At 47.1% G+C, this 16445-nt stretch carries 16 protein-coding genes; 12 read left to right on the top strand and 4 right to left on the bottom strand.

Annotated elements, in window-relative coordinates; genetic code table 11:
* Positions 1 to 68: 68 nt before the first annotated feature.
* Both ACWPAB_RS05600 and ACWPAB_RS05595 read left to right on the top strand, forming a co-directional pair.
* Positions 69 to 212 (top strand): hypothetical protein, encoded by a 144-nt coding sequence (locus tag ACWPAB_RS05600; protein WP_003563758.1) that lies wholly within the window; start codon positions 69 to 71, stop codon positions 210 to 212.
* Positions 213 to 959: 747 nt separating this feature from the next.
* On the top strand, positions 960 to 1436 hold the full coding sequence (locus ACWPAB_RS05595; RefSeq protein WP_003573966.1) for an Hsp20/alpha crystallin family protein: 477 nt from the start codon (positions 960 to 962) through the stop codon (positions 1434 to 1436).
* Here ACWPAB_RS05595 and ACWPAB_RS05590 read toward each other — a convergent pair.
* Positions 1430 to 1663: a hypothetical protein gene (locus ACWPAB_RS05590; RefSeq protein ID WP_016363499.1), complete on the bottom strand. Its 234-nt coding sequence runs from the start codon at positions 1661 to 1663 to the stop codon at positions 1430 to 1432. The genes ACWPAB_RS05595 and ACWPAB_RS05590 overlap by 7 nt on opposite strands.
* A gap of 329 nt (positions 1664 to 1992) precedes the next feature.
* Between ACWPAB_RS05590 and mutY the strand changes: the two genes are divergently transcribed.
* The 6 genes from mutY (at position 1993) to ACWPAB_RS05560 (ending at position 6407) form a co-directional block, all read left to right on the top strand.
* Positions 1993 to 3096, top strand: coding sequence for an A/G-specific adenine glycosylase (mutY, locus tag ACWPAB_RS05585; RefSeq protein WP_003569186.1), 1104 nt, complete (start codon positions 1993 to 1995; stop codon positions 3094 to 3096).
* Positions 3097 to 3306: 210 nt separating this feature from the next.
* Positions 3307 to 4092: an alpha/beta hydrolase gene (locus tag ACWPAB_RS05580; RefSeq protein WP_003569189.1), complete on the top strand. Its 786-nt coding sequence runs from the start codon at positions 3307 to 3309 to the stop codon at positions 4090 to 4092.
* A 2-nt stretch (positions 4093 to 4094) separates the two neighbouring features.
* The gene (locus ACWPAB_RS05575; protein WP_003563776.1) at positions 4095 to 4763 is read left to right on the top strand and encodes an NAD(P)H-dependent oxidoreductase; all 669 of its coding nucleotides are present in this window, start codon (positions 4095 to 4097) and stop codon (positions 4761 to 4763) included.
* Positions 4760 to 4939 carry a hypothetical protein gene (locus tag ACWPAB_RS05570; RefSeq protein ID WP_003563777.1) on the top strand — a complete coding sequence of 60 codons (180 nt, stop codon included), beginning with the start codon at positions 4760 to 4762 and terminating at the stop codon, positions 4937 to 4939. The genes ACWPAB_RS05575 and ACWPAB_RS05570 overlap by 4 nt, the downstream gene beginning before the upstream one ends.
* Before the next feature lie 77 nt (positions 4940 to 5016).
* The gene (locus ACWPAB_RS05565; RefSeq protein WP_003569192.1) at positions 5017 to 5541 is read left to right on the top strand and encodes an HdeD family acid-resistance protein; all 525 of its coding nucleotides are present in this window, start codon (positions 5017 to 5019) and stop codon (positions 5539 to 5541) included.
* 233 nt (positions 5542 to 5774) lie between these two features.
* Positions 5775 to 6407, top strand: coding sequence for a hypothetical protein (locus ACWPAB_RS05560; RefSeq protein ID WP_011674244.1), 633 nt, complete (start codon positions 5775 to 5777; stop codon positions 6405 to 6407).
* 71 nt (positions 6408 to 6478) lie between these two features.
* On the opposite strand, the gene thiD is transcribed toward ACWPAB_RS05560, so the two are convergent.
* From thiD to ACWPAB_RS05545, 3 genes are all read right to left on the bottom strand, one after another.
* Complete coding sequence (gene thiD / locus ACWPAB_RS05555; RefSeq protein ID WP_003563790.1) at positions 6479 to 7300, bottom strand: bifunctional hydroxymethylpyrimidine kinase/phosphomethylpyrimidine kinase; 822 nt, start codon at positions 7298 to 7300, stop codon at positions 6479 to 6481.
* Between the two features lie 173 nt (positions 7301 to 7473).
* Entirely contained in the window at positions 7474 to 8535 is a 1062-nt protein-coding gene (locus tag ACWPAB_RS05550) for a hypothetical protein (protein ID WP_003563792.1), read from the bottom strand.
* Positions 8528 to 9358 (bottom strand): hypothetical protein, encoded by an 831-nt coding sequence (locus ACWPAB_RS05545; RefSeq protein ID WP_003569200.1) that lies wholly within the window; start codon positions 9356 to 9358, stop codon positions 8528 to 8530. Before ACWPAB_RS05545 ends, ACWPAB_RS05550 begins: the two co-directional genes overlap by 8 nt.
* Before the next feature lie 229 nt (positions 9359 to 9587).
* Here ACWPAB_RS05545 and ACWPAB_RS05540 point away from each other — a divergent pair, with 229 nt between their 5' ends.
* The 4 genes from ACWPAB_RS05540 to ACWPAB_RS05525 all read left to right on the top strand — a co-directional run bounded on the left by ACWPAB_RS05540 (position 9588) and on the right by ACWPAB_RS05525 (position 16302).
* On the top strand, positions 9588 to 10238 hold the full coding sequence (locus ACWPAB_RS05540; protein WP_003569202.1) for an SDR family oxidoreductase: 651 nt from the start codon (positions 9588 to 9590) through the stop codon (positions 10236 to 10238).
* Positions 10239 to 10948: 710 nt separating this feature from the next.
* On the top strand, positions 10949 to 13336 hold the full coding sequence (locus ACWPAB_RS05535; protein ID WP_003607413.1) for a beta-glucosidase family protein: 2388 nt from the start codon (positions 10949 to 10951) through the stop codon (positions 13334 to 13336).
* 482 nt (positions 13337 to 13818) lie between these two features.
* Positions 13819 to 14775: an ABC transporter substrate-binding protein gene (locus ACWPAB_RS05530; RefSeq protein ID WP_003569207.1), complete on the top strand. Its 957-nt coding sequence runs from the start codon at positions 13819 to 13821 to the stop codon at positions 14773 to 14775.
* 558 nt (positions 14776 to 15333) lie between these two features.
* Positions 15334 to 16302, top strand: coding sequence for an ABC transporter substrate-binding protein (locus ACWPAB_RS05525; RefSeq protein ID WP_003587430.1), 969 nt, complete (start codon positions 15334 to 15336; stop codon positions 16300 to 16302).
* Positions 16303 to 16445: the final 143 nt, after the last annotated feature.

Here is a 16445-nt window from a genome sequence, read left to right as displayed (position 1 = left end):
TGAAAGTGGTATAACAGAGATTGTAAGGGTCAATCCTACGAACTCACACCAAAAAGAGGCGACATCACATGGCATCATTGAGCAAAGAACAGAAAAAAGCTTTGATCGCTAAAGTCGAAAAGGAGCGCCAAGACCATCCCGAAAAGAAGTCAAAGAAGTCTGGCTTCGAAACGATTGACGAAGAAGCAGAACGCCTTGAAAGCGAAAATTAATGTTAGTTGAGTCGCTGGTCCTGAACAGTTAACTGTTCAGGGCTTTTTTTTGCAGAGCGCAAACCGGCCCGCTTAGAAACCGAAGCATAAGTGGCCCCGAACCTAAACGGCAGGGCTTTGGTCGTTTAGGTTCGGGGTCCTTATGCGTAGGTTTCTGGGCCGGTTTGCGCGTTTCGGAGTTCAGCAATATCAGGCAGGGCTTTGGTCGTGTAGGTTCGAAGCCCTTATGCTTCGGTTTCTGGGTCGGTTTGCGCGTTTCGGAGTTCAGCAATATCAGACAGGGCTTTGGTCTTTTTACGTTCGAAGTCCTTATGTGCAGGTTTCTGGGCCAGTTTGCGCGTTTTCAAAGATCTATAGCCCAATATTCATTTTCGAGACAGCCAGATCTGCAACTTTTGCGCCCCAGTGACAGTAACTGTCTATGATGGCAAAGACGGTATTTATCGCCATTAAGCTAGCGCTTTTACCCATGACGCCGCATACTAGTCGTGTCTATTGAGCAGTTGCCGCAATACTAAGACTTTTTTAATAATGGTCTACAAAGAAATTAAAAGCTATAACGCATGTGAGAGTATGCAAAGAAGCCGATTAATCAGCTTTTTTCAAAAATTATTAGCACTTAGCGTTCACAAGTGCTAGTTTGTGGTATAACTATAGGTGGAGCGAGGGAGAAGGAACAAGAGCTTCAGAGCAAATGTGTTTCTCCCGAATCGCCAATGTCTCTATATTGAAAGGAAGCTATCTGTTATGGCTAATGAAGTTTTGAATCGTCGTAATAATGAGTTGATGAACAATGTGAATGATCCGTTCTTTGACAACTTGGCACGCCGGTTCTTCGGCCCGGTATCTGACTGGATGGATTGGGCAACACCTGCCATCACCAGCACGGCCGTCAACGGATTACTGACCGATGTTAAGGAGACCAAGGACGCTTACGAAGTTCATGTGGATGTACCTGGGATTGATAAGAACAACATCAAGATGAACTACCACGATGGTGTTCTGAGTATTAACGTTCATAAGGACGATATCACCGACCACGCTGATAAGAACGGCAACGTCATGATGTCCGAACGTAACTACGGCACAATGAGTCGGAGCTATCAACTACCAAACGTTGATGCAAGCAACATCAAGGCAGCCTATCAGGATGGTGTCCTCAATATCACCATGCCTAAGCTGACTGAATCTAAGGAGTCTGGTCACAACATTGAAATTCAATAATGTTCGTCATCAGTTGACCCAAGATTTACGGACTGCATTGCAAGCATGAATAGAAGCGGCACTTCTGCCGTTAGTGGGCAGAACCCATGAGTAAGCAAACAAAAATCGATGAGAATTGCCGCAGTTGCAGTGATCATTGAGTCGTTAAAGTCATCCCAGCGATACGTATGGTCGTTGGGGTGATTTTTTTGTAGAGCGCGAAAAGGCTCGGTTAGAAACCGGAACATAAGCGGCCTCGAACCTAAACGACAGGGCTTTGGTCGTTTAGGTTCGCAGGTTCCTGCGCCTTTTCGCGCGTTTCAGAGAGCCACAATATCATGGCTAAGCTTTAGCCATTTAGATTCAAGCTCCTTATGCGCAGGTTTCTAGGTCAGTTTGCGCGCTTCGGCGAGCCACAATATCATGACAGGGCTTTGGTCGTTTAGGTTCGAGGTCCTTATGCACAGGCTTCTGGACCTTGCTCGCGCATTTCAGCTTGAAACAAGGATTCCCACTCACCAACAAAAGCAGTTCAATATTTCCCGATTTTCAAGTCCATGGTAAGCTAGTGGTTATGATGACAAACAAATTAATGAACTGGCCGCCGGAAAAAGTGGCGGCTTTTCAAAAGGCCTTATTGAATTGGTATGATCAACATGCGCGTCAATTGCCGTGGCGCGAGGATCATGATCCTTATCATGTCATGGTTAGTGAGCTCATGCTGCAGCAAACGCAAGTGCAGACGGTGATTCCTTATTATGAACGGTTTATGAATCAATTCCCGACCGTGGGAGCCTTAGCGAAGGCGCCAGAAGCAGAGGTTCTGAAGGCGTGGGAGGGCTTGGGTTATTATTCCCGCGCACGCCGTCTGCAACAGGCAGCCAAGCAGATTGTTGCCGATTATGGCGGCGTTTGGCCGCAGACCTCAGAAACACTGCAGACATTGTCTGGCATCGGGCCTTACACAGCCGGAGCGATTGCGTCAATTAGTTTCGGGGAACCTGTGCCTGCCATTGACGGTAACGCTTTTCGAGTTTTCGCTCGGTTGTTTAAAGTGGATGCGGATATTGCCCGGCCACAAACGCGTCAGATCTTTTTTGACTTGATTCAGCCACTGATGCCAAAAGATCGACCTGGTGATTTTAATCAGGCCGTCATGGATCTTGGCTCAAGTTACATGTCGGCGAATCACCCAGACCCTGCACATTCTCCGGTGCGAGATTTTGATGCCAGTTATCGAGATGGGGTGGTTTCGGCTTATCCGGTTAAAACGAAAAAGCCACGGCCGGTGTTGCATCGTTACTTTGCGTTAGTCATTCGCTCGGAGAAAGGCTATTTACTTGAACAGCGGCCAAGTACTGGCTTGCTGGCTGATTTGTGGATGTTTCCGCTCGTTGACATGGCAGATCTTGAAAGTACCATGATGAGTGCGCAGTTAGATGAGGTCAGCACGTTGTTTGCGGCATCGTCAGGGATGCAGCTGACGTTTGCGGATCTTGGCGCGAAAACGGTTAAGCATACTTTTACGCATCAGCAATGGCAGTTGACGTTGATTGGGGTCGAAACTGCGGCGAGCGATCTCAGCTTTTTACCAGCACGGTGGGTGAAAGCGGATCATTTTAGTGAGCTGGCGTTGCCGACGGTGCAGAAGAAGTTGAATGCAGCGCTGGGGATGAATTAGAAATTGGTATTGGGTGAGTGGCTTAGTGATTTTGAAACATGTTCATCAGCTCAGAAACTGGGCCGTCTCACCCGCTGGCTGAAACGTGCGAACAGGCACAGCTCGGCTATGCCGAGCTAACCGCTCCGCTTCACGCCCTGAGTCAATTGCTTACATTTCGCCGTTGAGCGGGTTATACTGAGTGCAAATTTGATTGGAGAGGTGAGCGTTTTGACAGTTAATGTAACAAGAGATATCGCTTACGGTGACGCAGCATTACAGAAGCTTGATTTTTATGAACCAGAGAAGTCAAATGGGGCGGCGATCCTCGACATTCACGGTGGCGGTTGGTTTCGCGGTGAGAAGAATAAAGAAGGTGAGATGGCTGAAAGGTTTGCCGCACTTGGTTATACGGTGGCGGTTCCTAATTACCGGCTTGCACCTGAAGCCTTCTTCCCAGCAGCTCGTGATGACGTTTTAGCAGCCTTTTCATGGTTGCGTGAGCATACTAAAGGGTTGCAACTTGGCGTTTTTGGGTCCAGTGCCGGTGGTTCGCTGTCAGTTGACGTTGGCTTAGCCGAGGGGGTACCGACAGTTTCTTGGTCGGGCATCTTCGACATTCGTCAGTGGTTCGCAGATCATCCAGCAGTCGTTGCTCAGCCGGATACGAAAACCGATTTTGTGAAAACGGCAAGTGCGAAAATTGATCAAGGTGGTCGTAATGATCCATTTTACAAATGGTTCATTTTGAATTATGTTGATTCAGATGAAACAAAGTTCCCTGAAGTTGAACCGTTTGACCGTTTGACCGCTCAGGCAGGACCTTTGTATCTGGCTAATTCGCAGGAAGAGATTATTCCGATTAGCGGCATCTATCAATTGGCACATGCCGCTGAAAAGCTTGGCTTACCTGTGACCTTGCAGTCGATTCCGGGCGGTCAGCATGCTGAAGGCTATCTTGATGAAGCGTGGCAGGGTACCGTTGCGTTCTTTGCGCAGTATTTGTTGAAAGGATAATCGTGGAAACATTAGTCGTTGTGAGTCATCCTGAAATTGAAAAAAGCGACACTCAGCAGTTTCTAAAGGCGAGTGCCGCTTCTTTGTCGCAAGTCGTGTGGCATCATTTAGATAGTCGGCTACCCTTTGATGTGACGGCGGAGCAGCAAGCAATCACGTCTGCTGATCGCCTTATTTTTCAGTTTCCACTTTATTGGTATATGGCGCCGGCAAGCTTACATCAGTGGCTGACAGACGTTTGGCTGAAACAGTTTGTTTATGATGCGCGAGGTGGATTGTTACACGGCAAATCACTTGGTTTTGTCGTGACATTCAGTCAACCGGCGACCGCCTATCAGCTTGGCGGTAGCGTTGGTTTTAGCATCAGCCAATTTTTGACACCATACGCGGCCTTGGCGGCTAAAACCGGCTTGACGTTATTGCCGCCTTTGACAATTGCCCAATTTGCCAATCAAACAGATCTTGAGCATCAACAATTATTGGTGCGTTATCAGCAATATTTGACGCTTGACCATCCTGACCGACCAGATGAACAGGCACAGTGGTTTATTGATCGATTGAGTGGCAACGCTGATACACAATTGTTGGCGGATCAATTAGCAGCGCAGACGGATGACATTGATCGCTTACGTTTGACATTACACGAATTAAAGGCAGGCGAGTCGGAATGACAACAGATGAACAATGGCTAGTGAACGCTGCTGCAGTGCAGGAAAAACAGGCAACATCTTATGAAAATGCCGCCTTTTTTAGGGCACTACAAGCATTCGTCACCCAGCAGGCAAAACGTCGTGAAAGTCTTGAAGGTGAAATCGATGGCCGCAGTTGGAATCACGAACAATGGTGAAAGTTCAGTCTGACGACGGAGGGGAAATAACTCACCGTATGCTATGGTTAAGTTAGCAAAACAAAGGAGCCTAAAAAATGCAAACAATGTTTGATCGTCTTCAACGTTGGTCATGGCTGCGCGGTTTGCTGATGATTTTAATCGGTGCCTGGATTTTAATCGCACCGCGCCAAGTCTATCGCAGCTTTATCTGGATCGTAGCTGCAGTCTTGATTATTGCGGCAATTCCAAAGCTGATTGACGGCTTTTCAGCCCGCAAAGCATCAGGCACTTACGGTACATCGCTTTTTACAGGGGGCTTTTACCTGTTATTGGCGCTGATGGTGCCGGTCATCGTTCGGCCACTGATGAGTCTCGGGCCATTGCTGCTGGGCATTGTCTTGATGATTTATGGCGTCAATAAAATTTTAAGTGCTCGAAATCGACAACAATTTGTGAACGTCTCGGTTTGGCCGACCGTCATTTATGGTGTGGTGTTGCTTATCATGGGCTTCATTATGGCCTTGAATCCGTTCAGAACTGTCATGATGGTCTTCTCATTCTTTGGTGGCTTACTCGTTGTCATGGGCATTTTGCAACTCTTTACGCGACCACGTGCCTAATCACTAAAAAAAGCATTCGACATCTAAAAGGTGGGGAATGCTTTTTTTCTTTGCCTAGATCTTTTGCTGGCTGATAGGCAGAATAATTGTATTCCACCGAGTAGATGGCTACACTCTGTGCAAAAGGATCTGACAACGCTTAACATGCGTGCTTAGAAACTGGCCTATACGCGATTTAAGGCTGAAGTCGTCGCCTTTCTGGGCTGGAGAACACGTTGAAGGAGGAAAAAATGATGCACAAGTTTGATTGGCGGGAAGTTGAACGTGACGAGTATTCGCGGTCTGAGGAACCTAGTTTTGTGAAGTTGACAACGCGCAGCTATATCACAGCGATGGGGGTGGCACCAGATCGGGTGACGGATCAAGCCTTCACGTCACTGGCAGCAGCGGTCACCCAAATTGCTGAGCGGATCAGCGAAGGACCAGATGCTGGCATTGATATTCCGAACTTTAAAGCTTACCATCCCTATCCATTGCAGGCGGTTTGGTCAGGGGGCGATAAAATCAGTAAGCGCCACATTTTTCGATTGTGGTTGAAGCAACCGTTGTTTATTCATGAAGACCAGTTTGAGGCTGCACTGACACAGCTGCATTTTGAACCAGCCATTGCCCAGCAGCTTCACTTAGAACAGTTGGCAGAAGGGTTTGAAATTCAAAGCTTTAATTCAACACCACTGACGGATGAAGCACCTGCGATTGCGCGTATTCAAACAGTGATCAACCGCGACCATCTCGTTCCTAAATTTGATGATCGTCATCGCGAGGTTTATTTGGAAGGCTATCAAGGAGAAGTACCGGTACTTTACCGGGTGCCGCTTGACGAAAACTTCGGTGAAGTTGGCGATGAGCAGGTTGCATATAATTAATCTGAATCGATGGCGCCATGAAAAAGCGATCAGCTCTTTTTAAAATGAGCTGATCGCTTTTGTTGTCTTAATTAGAATTGTGGGTAGACAATCTTATTGGCCCAGTGATTGATCGGGCCGTACTGATGACCGACTGCAATTGGATGACCAATGGCTTGATTGGTGAAACGCTTAGCAATGCGAATGGCTTCCTCAACTGAGTTGCCTTTGCCAATTTCTGCGGTGATGACGGCGGAAAGCGTGTCACCTGTGCCGTTAACCCGGTCGGTTGCATGATAAGGTTCACTTAACCAGAATGACTTGCCGCTTTCCAGCAAAACAAAATCACGCACAGTTGGTTGCGTAGGATCATCATGGGCACCTTTTAAAACAATGTTCTTGGCACCGGAGTCTTGTAGTTGATGTGCGGCCGCTTCAGTCTGAGCGTCGGTGTCGAGTTTCATACCGGTCAGATGCTCGGCCTCGTAATGATTGGGGGTGACCACCGTTGCTAGGGGGATCAGTTCATTTTTGACAGCATCATAAGCGTCTTGTTCTAGCAACATCGCGCCGTGTTTAGTGATAATAACGGGATCGACAACTAAGGCACCGAAATCATATTGCTGCCAGTTTTTGATAATATTTTGCACCAGTGCGCGATCGGCAAGCATGCCCGTTTTAGCAGCGCGAATATGCAAATCAGCAGCGAGTGACTTGAACTGGGCATCAATGAACGGTAATGGCATGACCATACTATCCTGAATCCCGTAAGAATTGCCTGCAACAGCCGCGGTTAAAATGGTAGCACCATAAACGCCGCGCATGAAGAAACTATGCAAATCGGCTTGGACACCGGCACTGCCGTCACTGTCCGTACCGCCGATTGTCATCACTTGTGGAAACTCATTAGCCACGTGATTCCCTCCTCGTAAACGTGTTCACTGGTGCAGAAGCCGGCACATCAGGATCTGAAGCACACTGGCCAAAGCTCAGCCAATGCGCTTGAGGTCGCTTATGCTCCGGATTCTAACCGCATCAGTTTACGCTCTTCCTGATAAAAGACTGTCATGACTTGCCAATACTGTTACTAATTAAACGCCCGTTTTTGCGGCAAGACAGCTTTAAGCCATTCGCCGATAAATGGATACTGATGGTTAAGTTCGATGATCTGCGTTTCTGGATCAGGATACTTCAGATAAACCATATTATTAGCCGGATTGATCATCACTGTAAAGATCTTTTGATTTGGTAGTGGCAATTCGTAAACGCCAGCTTTGGCACCTTGTCGCATGAGGATAGCGTTGTTGGATGCAATGACGAATAATTCATCCAATGCTGGTGAATTACTGCCTGCCGAAACACGAATAATGAGCTTGAGACGGTGATTGACCAATTCTTGCGGCACAGTAGTTGATGCCCACTCAAAGCGGTCATTTTTGACTTCTTCAGAGCCAAGATCTTGCCAGTCGTGGCCATCTTCGTCTAGGACTTGATACCCAAGTACTTTTGCATCCTGATCTAATGACGTACCAATGCTAAAGTCGCCGGCTTTGATGACTGCCTTTTTTGCAACGAGTGGTTTGAGGTTATCAAACCGTGTCTTGAAACTTAGTCCGTTAACGGGTTGCAAGACAGTTTCATCAACAGTGGTGAAGCGATAGCCGCCTTGATTGAGCGCTTTGGCTAAGGCAGACAGTGCCTTAACGGTTTCGGCATCGTAGGTCATGGCATTGCTGTCAGCAGCGGTGATCTGCAAAAGTGTCGGTAGGTTGACCGCTTTTAATTTGGCATCGTCACTCAAGGGATCCACAATTGTTAACAATGTGTTGTTGTCGTCCTGCGTCGTCTGAATCACCGCAATTTCGCTGTGGTGAGCATCTGCCGTTGTATCCTGCAGCCACAATGTCTGCAAAAATGGGGTAGGGATTGACGTCAAGTTTTGCAATGCCTGATATAATTTATTGCCCAAGAGATTCGTGTAGCTTGCCAATAAGGCGGTCAATGCCTCATCATTTGATTCCCATAATGGCGAGTTTGCTAAACGATCGGCTTCTTGCTGATATGCTGTGCCAATTTGTTGGCGTGCCTGAGCAACGGTGAGTGGTTTTGTAATCAGGGCAGCCAAATGTGCATCATTAAGATTAAGCATGCGTGCGCCCTCCTTCAAGCTTTAATGACTGCATGAAATCATCCTTCAAGTTAGCTAAGATATTTTCAAATTCAGCGACTGAGCTGTAAGTCCCCATCACTGCTTGGAATTCATAGCGCGTGATGGCTGCGGAAACTTCAAGTTCGCGTTTGCGCTTGTCGAAAATATCATCTGCGGTAAGCTTTTCCTTGTCGAACTGTGCTTTCAGTCGCGAGGCATCTCCTGAAGGTTGTGAAGGTGATGCTTGGTCATCATCACTCGGATCAATAAAGTTTTTCAACAAGCCGCGGAAACCGCTGTTGCCTTGGGTTGCTTGGCCGCGCTCTGGGGCGTTTTCGGCTTCCAAGTTGTCGATTTGGGTGTGCAATGAATCAACGTCACGGTAAACCTCTTTGCGCATCGCATCCAACTGGCGATCTAGATAATGGTCGGGATCGTCAGAAAAAGCTTCGAGTTGTGGTAGGATGCGGCGCTGTTCGTCAGCTGACTGCGTGATTGCTCGCAAGATGACGTTAATATGGCCAAACTCGCGTCGGTGGTACCAATTACCAAAGTAGACGGTTCCTTGATCATTAACTTCAAAAAAGGGGATGTGCTGGCGCAGAAAATCAATAAGACCGATCTGCAGAAAATCATGCAGTTCCGCCTGTGCGTTTTTGTCATAAGCCAAAATATAACCAGGCGTTTCTTCGATGTCTAGCCGCAGATTTTCTGCGGTTGCATCTAGTCCCTGATAAAGGCGATAACGTGACTTTTTATGCCAAGCATCGGTAAAATCGTTGAAGAATTTCTTTTGATAAGTAAGGCTAGCTTCAATTGACATTTAATATCCTCTCACATTCTATACTAATGATTTAAGTGTACCGCATAACTGGCAATATAAGGAAGTTTTCTTGTCTTTTTCAAGCCCAGAAGGCAGATTCAGCCGTAAATGCTGGATACATGCTAGAATATGAACGAGAGGTCGTTGCTTCCTATAAATGCGCTCGTCAATCCAGCAAGTTGCATGTAGGCGGATTGACCTGCGCTCAATATGAAATGAGGTAGGCAAAATGAAAATTGCTGTTTTGGGTGCTACTGGTCGCGCGGGCAGTGCCATTGTCGCTGAAGCTCGGCGACGTGGACATGAGGTGCTGGCAGTTGTGCGTGATCCGCAGAAGGCCGCTGATCGGCTTGGTGCAACGGTTGCCACGTTGGTGAAGGAACCGTTGGTATTGACTGAAGCCGACTTGGATAGCGTTGATGCAGTGGTAGATGCTTTGAGTGTGCCGTGGGGTTCGGGCCGTGGTTATTTACATCTGGACTTTGCCACGCACTTAGTTAGTCTCTTGCGCAACAGCGATACACTGGCTGTCTTTATTTTGGGAAGTGCTAGCTTGGCGATGCCGGGTGCGGATCACCCCATGATTCTTGACTTTCCAGAAAGTGCCGCAAGTCAACCGTGGTATGATGGCGCCCTTTACCAATATTACGAATATCAGTTTTTACAAATGAACGCGAATGTGAACTGGATTGGTATTTCACCAAGCGAAGCCTTTCCAAGTGGGCCAGCAACGAGTTATGTTGCTGGCAAGGATACATTGCTGGTAGGCGAAGATGGACAAAGCCACATTACGACCGGCAACATGGCCTTGGCAATTCTGGATCAGTTGGAACATCCAACAGCAATTCGAGATCGAATCGTTGTGCGCGATGCGGATTAGATGCTTGTGCAGCGATTAAAAAAGGCGACTTTGCAACTTCCTGAGGCGATGTTAGGAAGATCAAAGTTGCCTTTTGCCATTTTTGCTTGGTGGACTATTAAAGATGGTAAGCGAGCCTGCTTTCGCTGAAACGGGTAAATTAGCCCAGAAATCTGCACATAAGGACATTGAACCTAAACAACCAAAACTCCGCCAATTTTGCAGGCCCTCGCACACGCGTTCGCAGAAACCTGCTTTCGCGCTACACAAAAAAACCCGCGTATTGGGGGTACGCGGGGTTTCCTGTCAACACCATTGGGGGTGGTGCCGACTTCTTTTTACTTTGGAGGAGTAAAAATGAAAAAAAGTTGGGTTGGGGTAGTAGTAAGAAGGGGGTAAACTTCCTTGCTACATAGAAAAGAATAATCTGTAATTGTGAATTTTTTATGACGTTCTGGAAGAAAAATTTTGAATGTGGTTTTTTAATGTTCTTTGCTACTTTTTGATATTGTGAGCAAATGTTATTGAATTTTAAATGGTCAAAATGTCAATTAGTTGAAAATATGTTTATATAAATTGACAAAAGCTGTTGTGATTGAAGCCTTGATTTCTCGGGCGAAACTTAAATGAATGAATTGCGACCGTTTTAAGCGTTAATATCGTTATCTTAAGGTATAATAAGTGTTCCAAAAAAACATGGCAAAAATTTTGCCGGAAAAGAGGTAATTTTGATGGGGGTGGTAGTATCTAACTTTCATCTGGCGAAGATCACAGCTGAAGAAAAAGTGAAACTAACTTCTGGAAAAGATTTCTGGACCTCTGAGCATCTTGCCGATAAAGGTATACCAAGTTTTCGGATGAGTGATGGTCCCCATGGGCTGCGGTATCAGGCACTGGCAGCGGATCATCTCGGAATCAATGATAGTGTTCCTAGTACCAGTTTTCCAACAGCTAGTGCTAGCGCAGCTGCGTGGGATCCTGATCTCATTCAAGCAATGGGTAAGGCGATTGGATTAGAAGCGCAAAGTTTAGGCGTCGATATGGTACTTGGTCCCGGCGTTAATATGAAACGCAATCCACTTTGCGGTCGGAACTTTGAGTATTTTAGTGAAGATCCATTCTTGGCCGGAAAACTTGGCGCTGCGTGGATTAATGGTATCCAGTCGCAAGGGATTGCTGCATGTCTCAAACATTTTGCAGCGAATAATCAGGAAAATGACCGGCTTTCATCTGATTCGCTGGTGGATCCGACCGCCTTGCATGAAATCTATCTTGAGGCTTTTCGTATTGCTGTCACAGAAAGCCACCCAGAAGCGGTCATGTGTTCCTACAACAAAATTAATGGCACCTATGCAAGTGATAATCTGTATTTGATGACCCAAGTGTTGCGGCAACAATTTGGGTTTGGCGGGGCAGTGATCACGGATTGGGGAGCGTTGAATGATAAGGTTGCGGCGCTTAATGCCGGTACGGATTTAGAAATGCCAGGCGACGATCATTTATTTGATGGTGAGGCGCTGCAGGCTTATCAACAAGGCACACTGAAATTGGCCAGCTTAGATCGAGCGGTGACTAAGATTGCCGAAATTGCCCGCAAACAACGGCCCAAATTTCAGGGATCGCGAGAGCAATTACTGCAAGCAAATGGACAATTGGCGCAAAAAATTGCGGAAAGTGCGATTGTTCTGCTGAAAAATGAGGCCGCCTTGTTACCATTACAGGCTACTGATACAGTCGCGGTCATTGGTGAGCTGGCTAAAGCTACACGCTTCCAAGGGGCAGGGTCTTCGCATATTAATGCTTCCGAGATCGTTTCAGTTTTGGATGGCCTTAAGCAAAAAAAGGTGTCATTTGATTATGCGGCTGGCTATCGACTTGACGATCAGGATGATTCGCAGGCGACTGCCGAGGCATTAGCCTTGGCACGCAACCATGACAAAGTCGTTTTTGTTGCTGGGCTACCCGACAATTATGAGTCGGAGGGCTTTGATCGCCAAAATATGGCTTTACCAAAAGTTCAAAACGATTTATTGCAGGCAGTGACCGCAGTTAATCCAAACGTGATTGTCCTGTTAGTAGCCGGTGCACCGGTTGAGCTTCCGTGGGTGGATCAAGTCAAAGCTGTCGTTAACCTGTCACTTGGCGGTGAACGTATCGGGGCCGCAGCTGCCAACGTTTTGACAGGTGCTGTCAATCCAAGCGGCAAGCTGGCTGAAAGTTATCCGCTAAAATACCAAGACGTGCCCTCAGCGGATGTCTATGATAAAAACCCTCGGTCGGTGCCGTATGTTGAAAGCACATATATTGGCTACCGTTATTACGACAAAGCAAAAGTGCCAGTCGCCTTTCCATTTGGTTTTGGTTTGAGCTACACATCGTTTGCCTTGAAAAACATTCGGCTCTCAAGTGATCACGTAACCGATGATCAGCCACTGACCATTAGCCTGCAAGTGACCAACACTGGACAGGTTGATGGTGCGGAAGTGGTCCAGGTCTATGTTCAAGAACAACAACCACGACCATTACGACCGGAAAAATCATTAAAGGCATTCAAAAAGGTTTTTGTCAAAGCTGGACAAACCGTTAATGTTGCTCTCGAGCTGAAGGCACAAGCCTTTAAGGAGTGGCGTGAACAGACACAAACATGGGTCTTGCCTGAAGCTCAAAAGGCGATTGCTGTTGGTACCAGTGTCACTAATATTGATGCTGTCTTACCAGTTAGCTTCACAGGGGAAACTTTTAATAACTTTGCAACGATTCCAAATTGGTATACAACGCTTTCCGGGAAACCTAGTGTTCAAGATTTTGAACAGTTGACAGACCAGAAAGTACCGGCACCACATGAATTTGTACCAGGCGAATTCACTCGACTCAATACACCGCGAGAAATGAAGAAACACTCATTGTTGCTGCGGCTAGTGGCGTGGATCACGGTCAAAATTCGAACTAAAGATTATATCGACAAGCAAGGACCCGAGGCGAAGTTCCAGCAGGCAATCGTATTGGACACGCCACTCATTCGCTTGGCGCAACAGGCCAGCGGTGCATTAAAGTTAAGCATGGTTGATCGACTCGTAGCTGCGGCCAATCATCAGTATGTGAAAATGATTTTTAGATAACAGATGTATTGTAAAATCATTAAAAATTTTTCTTGACGAATGACGATTGGATTCGGTATGCTGATTCTCGTACCAAACAGATAGCGTGTCAGCAGACGTGATTTATGCGACTGCGAACGCGTGTTTAAAGGAGTGTTGACCATGAACTTAGTACGGCAAACACAACTTAATAACTTTTTCGGCGGCTTTTTCGGATAGCGGTTTGCAGTGAGATGCAAACCGCGCAAGCAGTGGTTTGCATCCATAAGGCCGTCACATTAAATGTGCACACAACGCCGCATGGATGAACAATTATCCATGCGGCTTTTCTATACCGAAAAATCTCGGGGCCAGTCGCATGGTGAAAACCAGCGGCTGGTCCTTTTTGCATCATGCGACTATGTTGACCGTTCCGGATGGCTGAATTGTCACTCGTCACTCATCGATAACGCGCTCGCCAGCGCAGCAACCGCGCTGGCGAGCGCTCACAGGAGGATTTTTTTATGAAAAAGCATCGGCTACTTGTTATCGCTACTGCAGCACTGGTTGGCTTAACGCTGATCGGCTGCGGCAAAAAAAGCAGCGCCGCCAGTTCCAAAACCGTTAAGATCGGTATTTTGCAGTTGATTGATCAAAGTGCCTTGACTGAGGCTAGGAAAGGCTTTGTGGCCGAGTTGGCCAAAGCCGGGTACAGTGGTGATCGCGTCAAAATTGATTACGTCAATGCCCAAGGCGACCAAGCTAATCTGAAAACGATGAGTGATCGTTTGGCAAGTGATAAGAATGATGTGAATCTTGCGATTGCGACCCCTGCAGCACAAGCACTCCAACAAGCTGACAAAAAGACACCGATGTTATTCACCGCCATCACGGATCCTAAGTCAGCCGGATTGGTCACCAATCCCGCAAAACCAGATAAAAATGCAACCGGCGTGACAGATTTAGTTGCGGTAGCCAAACAAATTGACCTGCTTCATCAAACTTTCCCAGAAGCAAAAACTGTCGGCCTCATGTATAACGCTGGCGAACCAAATTCGGTTTATCAGATCAAACAAGCCAAAGCTCGGCTGAAACAACTCGGTTTGCGTTACCAAGTTCGTACAGCGGCGACAACTAACGATGTGCAACAGGCCGCCGAGAGTTTAGCCAAAAGCGTCGATGCCCTTTATTTACCGGCCGATAACGTTATGGCTGCCGCTATGCCGACCATTGGCAAAGTTGCCAAGGCTCAGCAAATACCAGTCGTCCCAGCCGCTTCGACCATGGTTCAAGACGGCGGCACGATCACCAAAGGCATCAACTACCGCGACCTTGGCAAGCAGACGGCCAAAATGGCTATTAAGCTCCTAAAAGGTAAAACTGTTAAAACATTACCAGTTGAGAAACCAGCAAAAGTCGAAACAGTTCGCAACGAGGCAATGCTAAAAGCCGTCAAACAAACGGTTAAATTACCAGAATAACTGCTATAGTAACGTTCCTTGACATTCTTCCCCATACAAAAACTGAAATAGCCGAATGTAAGTTTTTTGTTTGTGTTGACAAGATGAGAATATGAGTATACGCTTTGAGACAAGTCAGAGAGAACATCTCTGCATGAAGGAGTGTTGATCATGGATCGAGTCAAAACAACACAACTTAATCATTCTTATTATTACGGCTATTTCGGATAATGGTTTGTATCTCATGGATACAAGCCAATCAGGTTTGTATCCATGATGGCCGTAAGTGTTTAACTTGCAATTAACCGCCACATGGACGAATTCATCCATGTGGCCTTTTCTTTTTCCGGGAAAAAACAATGGCCAGCCACATGGACGAAAAATCCAGTGGCTGGCTATTTTTGTAAGAGCGCGAGTCAGCCCGGGTAGAAACCGGAGTGTAAGCGGCCTTGGTCGTGATAGTCGTATTTTGACCACTGCGACCAAGGTCCTTACATGTAGGTTTCTGCGCCAGTGAGCGCGTTTGCACAAAGTGTGAAGCACCATCACCTTAACCCGTACATCCCAGGAGGAAGAAAAATGAAGATCAAACGAATGGCCGCTATTGCGGCAGCAGCACTCACTATCATGGTTTTAGCCGGTTGTGGTAAATCAACCAGTGCAGCGGCTGACAAGAGTCAGGTTAAAATCGGCATTTTACAGTTGATTGACCAGCAAGCGTTGACCGCGGCCCGCAAAGGCTTCACTGAAGAACTGGCCAAAGCCGGTTACAAAGGCAAGAAGATCAAGTTGGACTACGTGAATGCCCAAGGCGATCAATCTAATCTTCAGACGATGAGCCAGCGCTTGCAACGTGATAAAAACGATCTCAACTTGGCGATTGCTACACCGGCTGCCCAAGCCCTACAGAAGGCAGACAGCAAGACCCCATTGTTGTTCACGGCGATCACGGATCCAAAAGCGGCTGGTCTTGTGACCACAACAGCCAAGCCAGACAAAAACGCTACAGGAGTCACAGACATGGTCGATGTCGCTGGTCAGATCAACTTTTTACACAAAGCCTTTCCTAAAGCAAAAAAAATCGGCTTATTGTTTAACGCCGCCGAAGAAAATTCTCAGGTTCAGATCAAACTTGCCAAGGCAGCTATTAAAAAACTAGGTTTGACTGCGGTTGAAAAAACCGCCGCGACCACCAACGATGTTGAACAAAGTGCCACTGCACTGATGAAACAAAGTGATGTTGTGTACATTCCAACCGATAACACGATGGCGGCCTCAATGCCGACCATTGGCAAAATCAGCACGAAAGAAAACATTCCGGTCGTCACCGCTGACGCGACAATGGTGAAATTAGCCGGGGTGGCGACAGTAGGGATTAATTACGAAGACTTAGGCCGGCAGACCGGCAAACTGGCTATTCAGATTTTGAAGGGTAAGAAAGTTAAGGAGCTAGCTGTTGAAAAACCAGCTAAAACCCGATTGGTCACTGATCCAGCCCGGATGAAACAATTCGGCCTGACAGAAGCGGCATTGAAACAAGCCGAATAACCGATTTCGTCTCATAACGCGCTCGCCAGCCCAGAAACCTGCGTGTAAGGACCTCGGTCGCAACGGTCAAACTACGACCATCACGCCCAAGGCCGCTTACACTCCGGTTCCTACCCGGGCTGACTCGCGCTCACTTAACAAAG

The organism is Lacticaseibacillus sp. 30 (assembly GCF_053819265.1).
The sequence above is the reverse complement of the archived record's forward strand: the minus strand, read 5'-3'. Positions and strand labels throughout refer to the sequence as shown.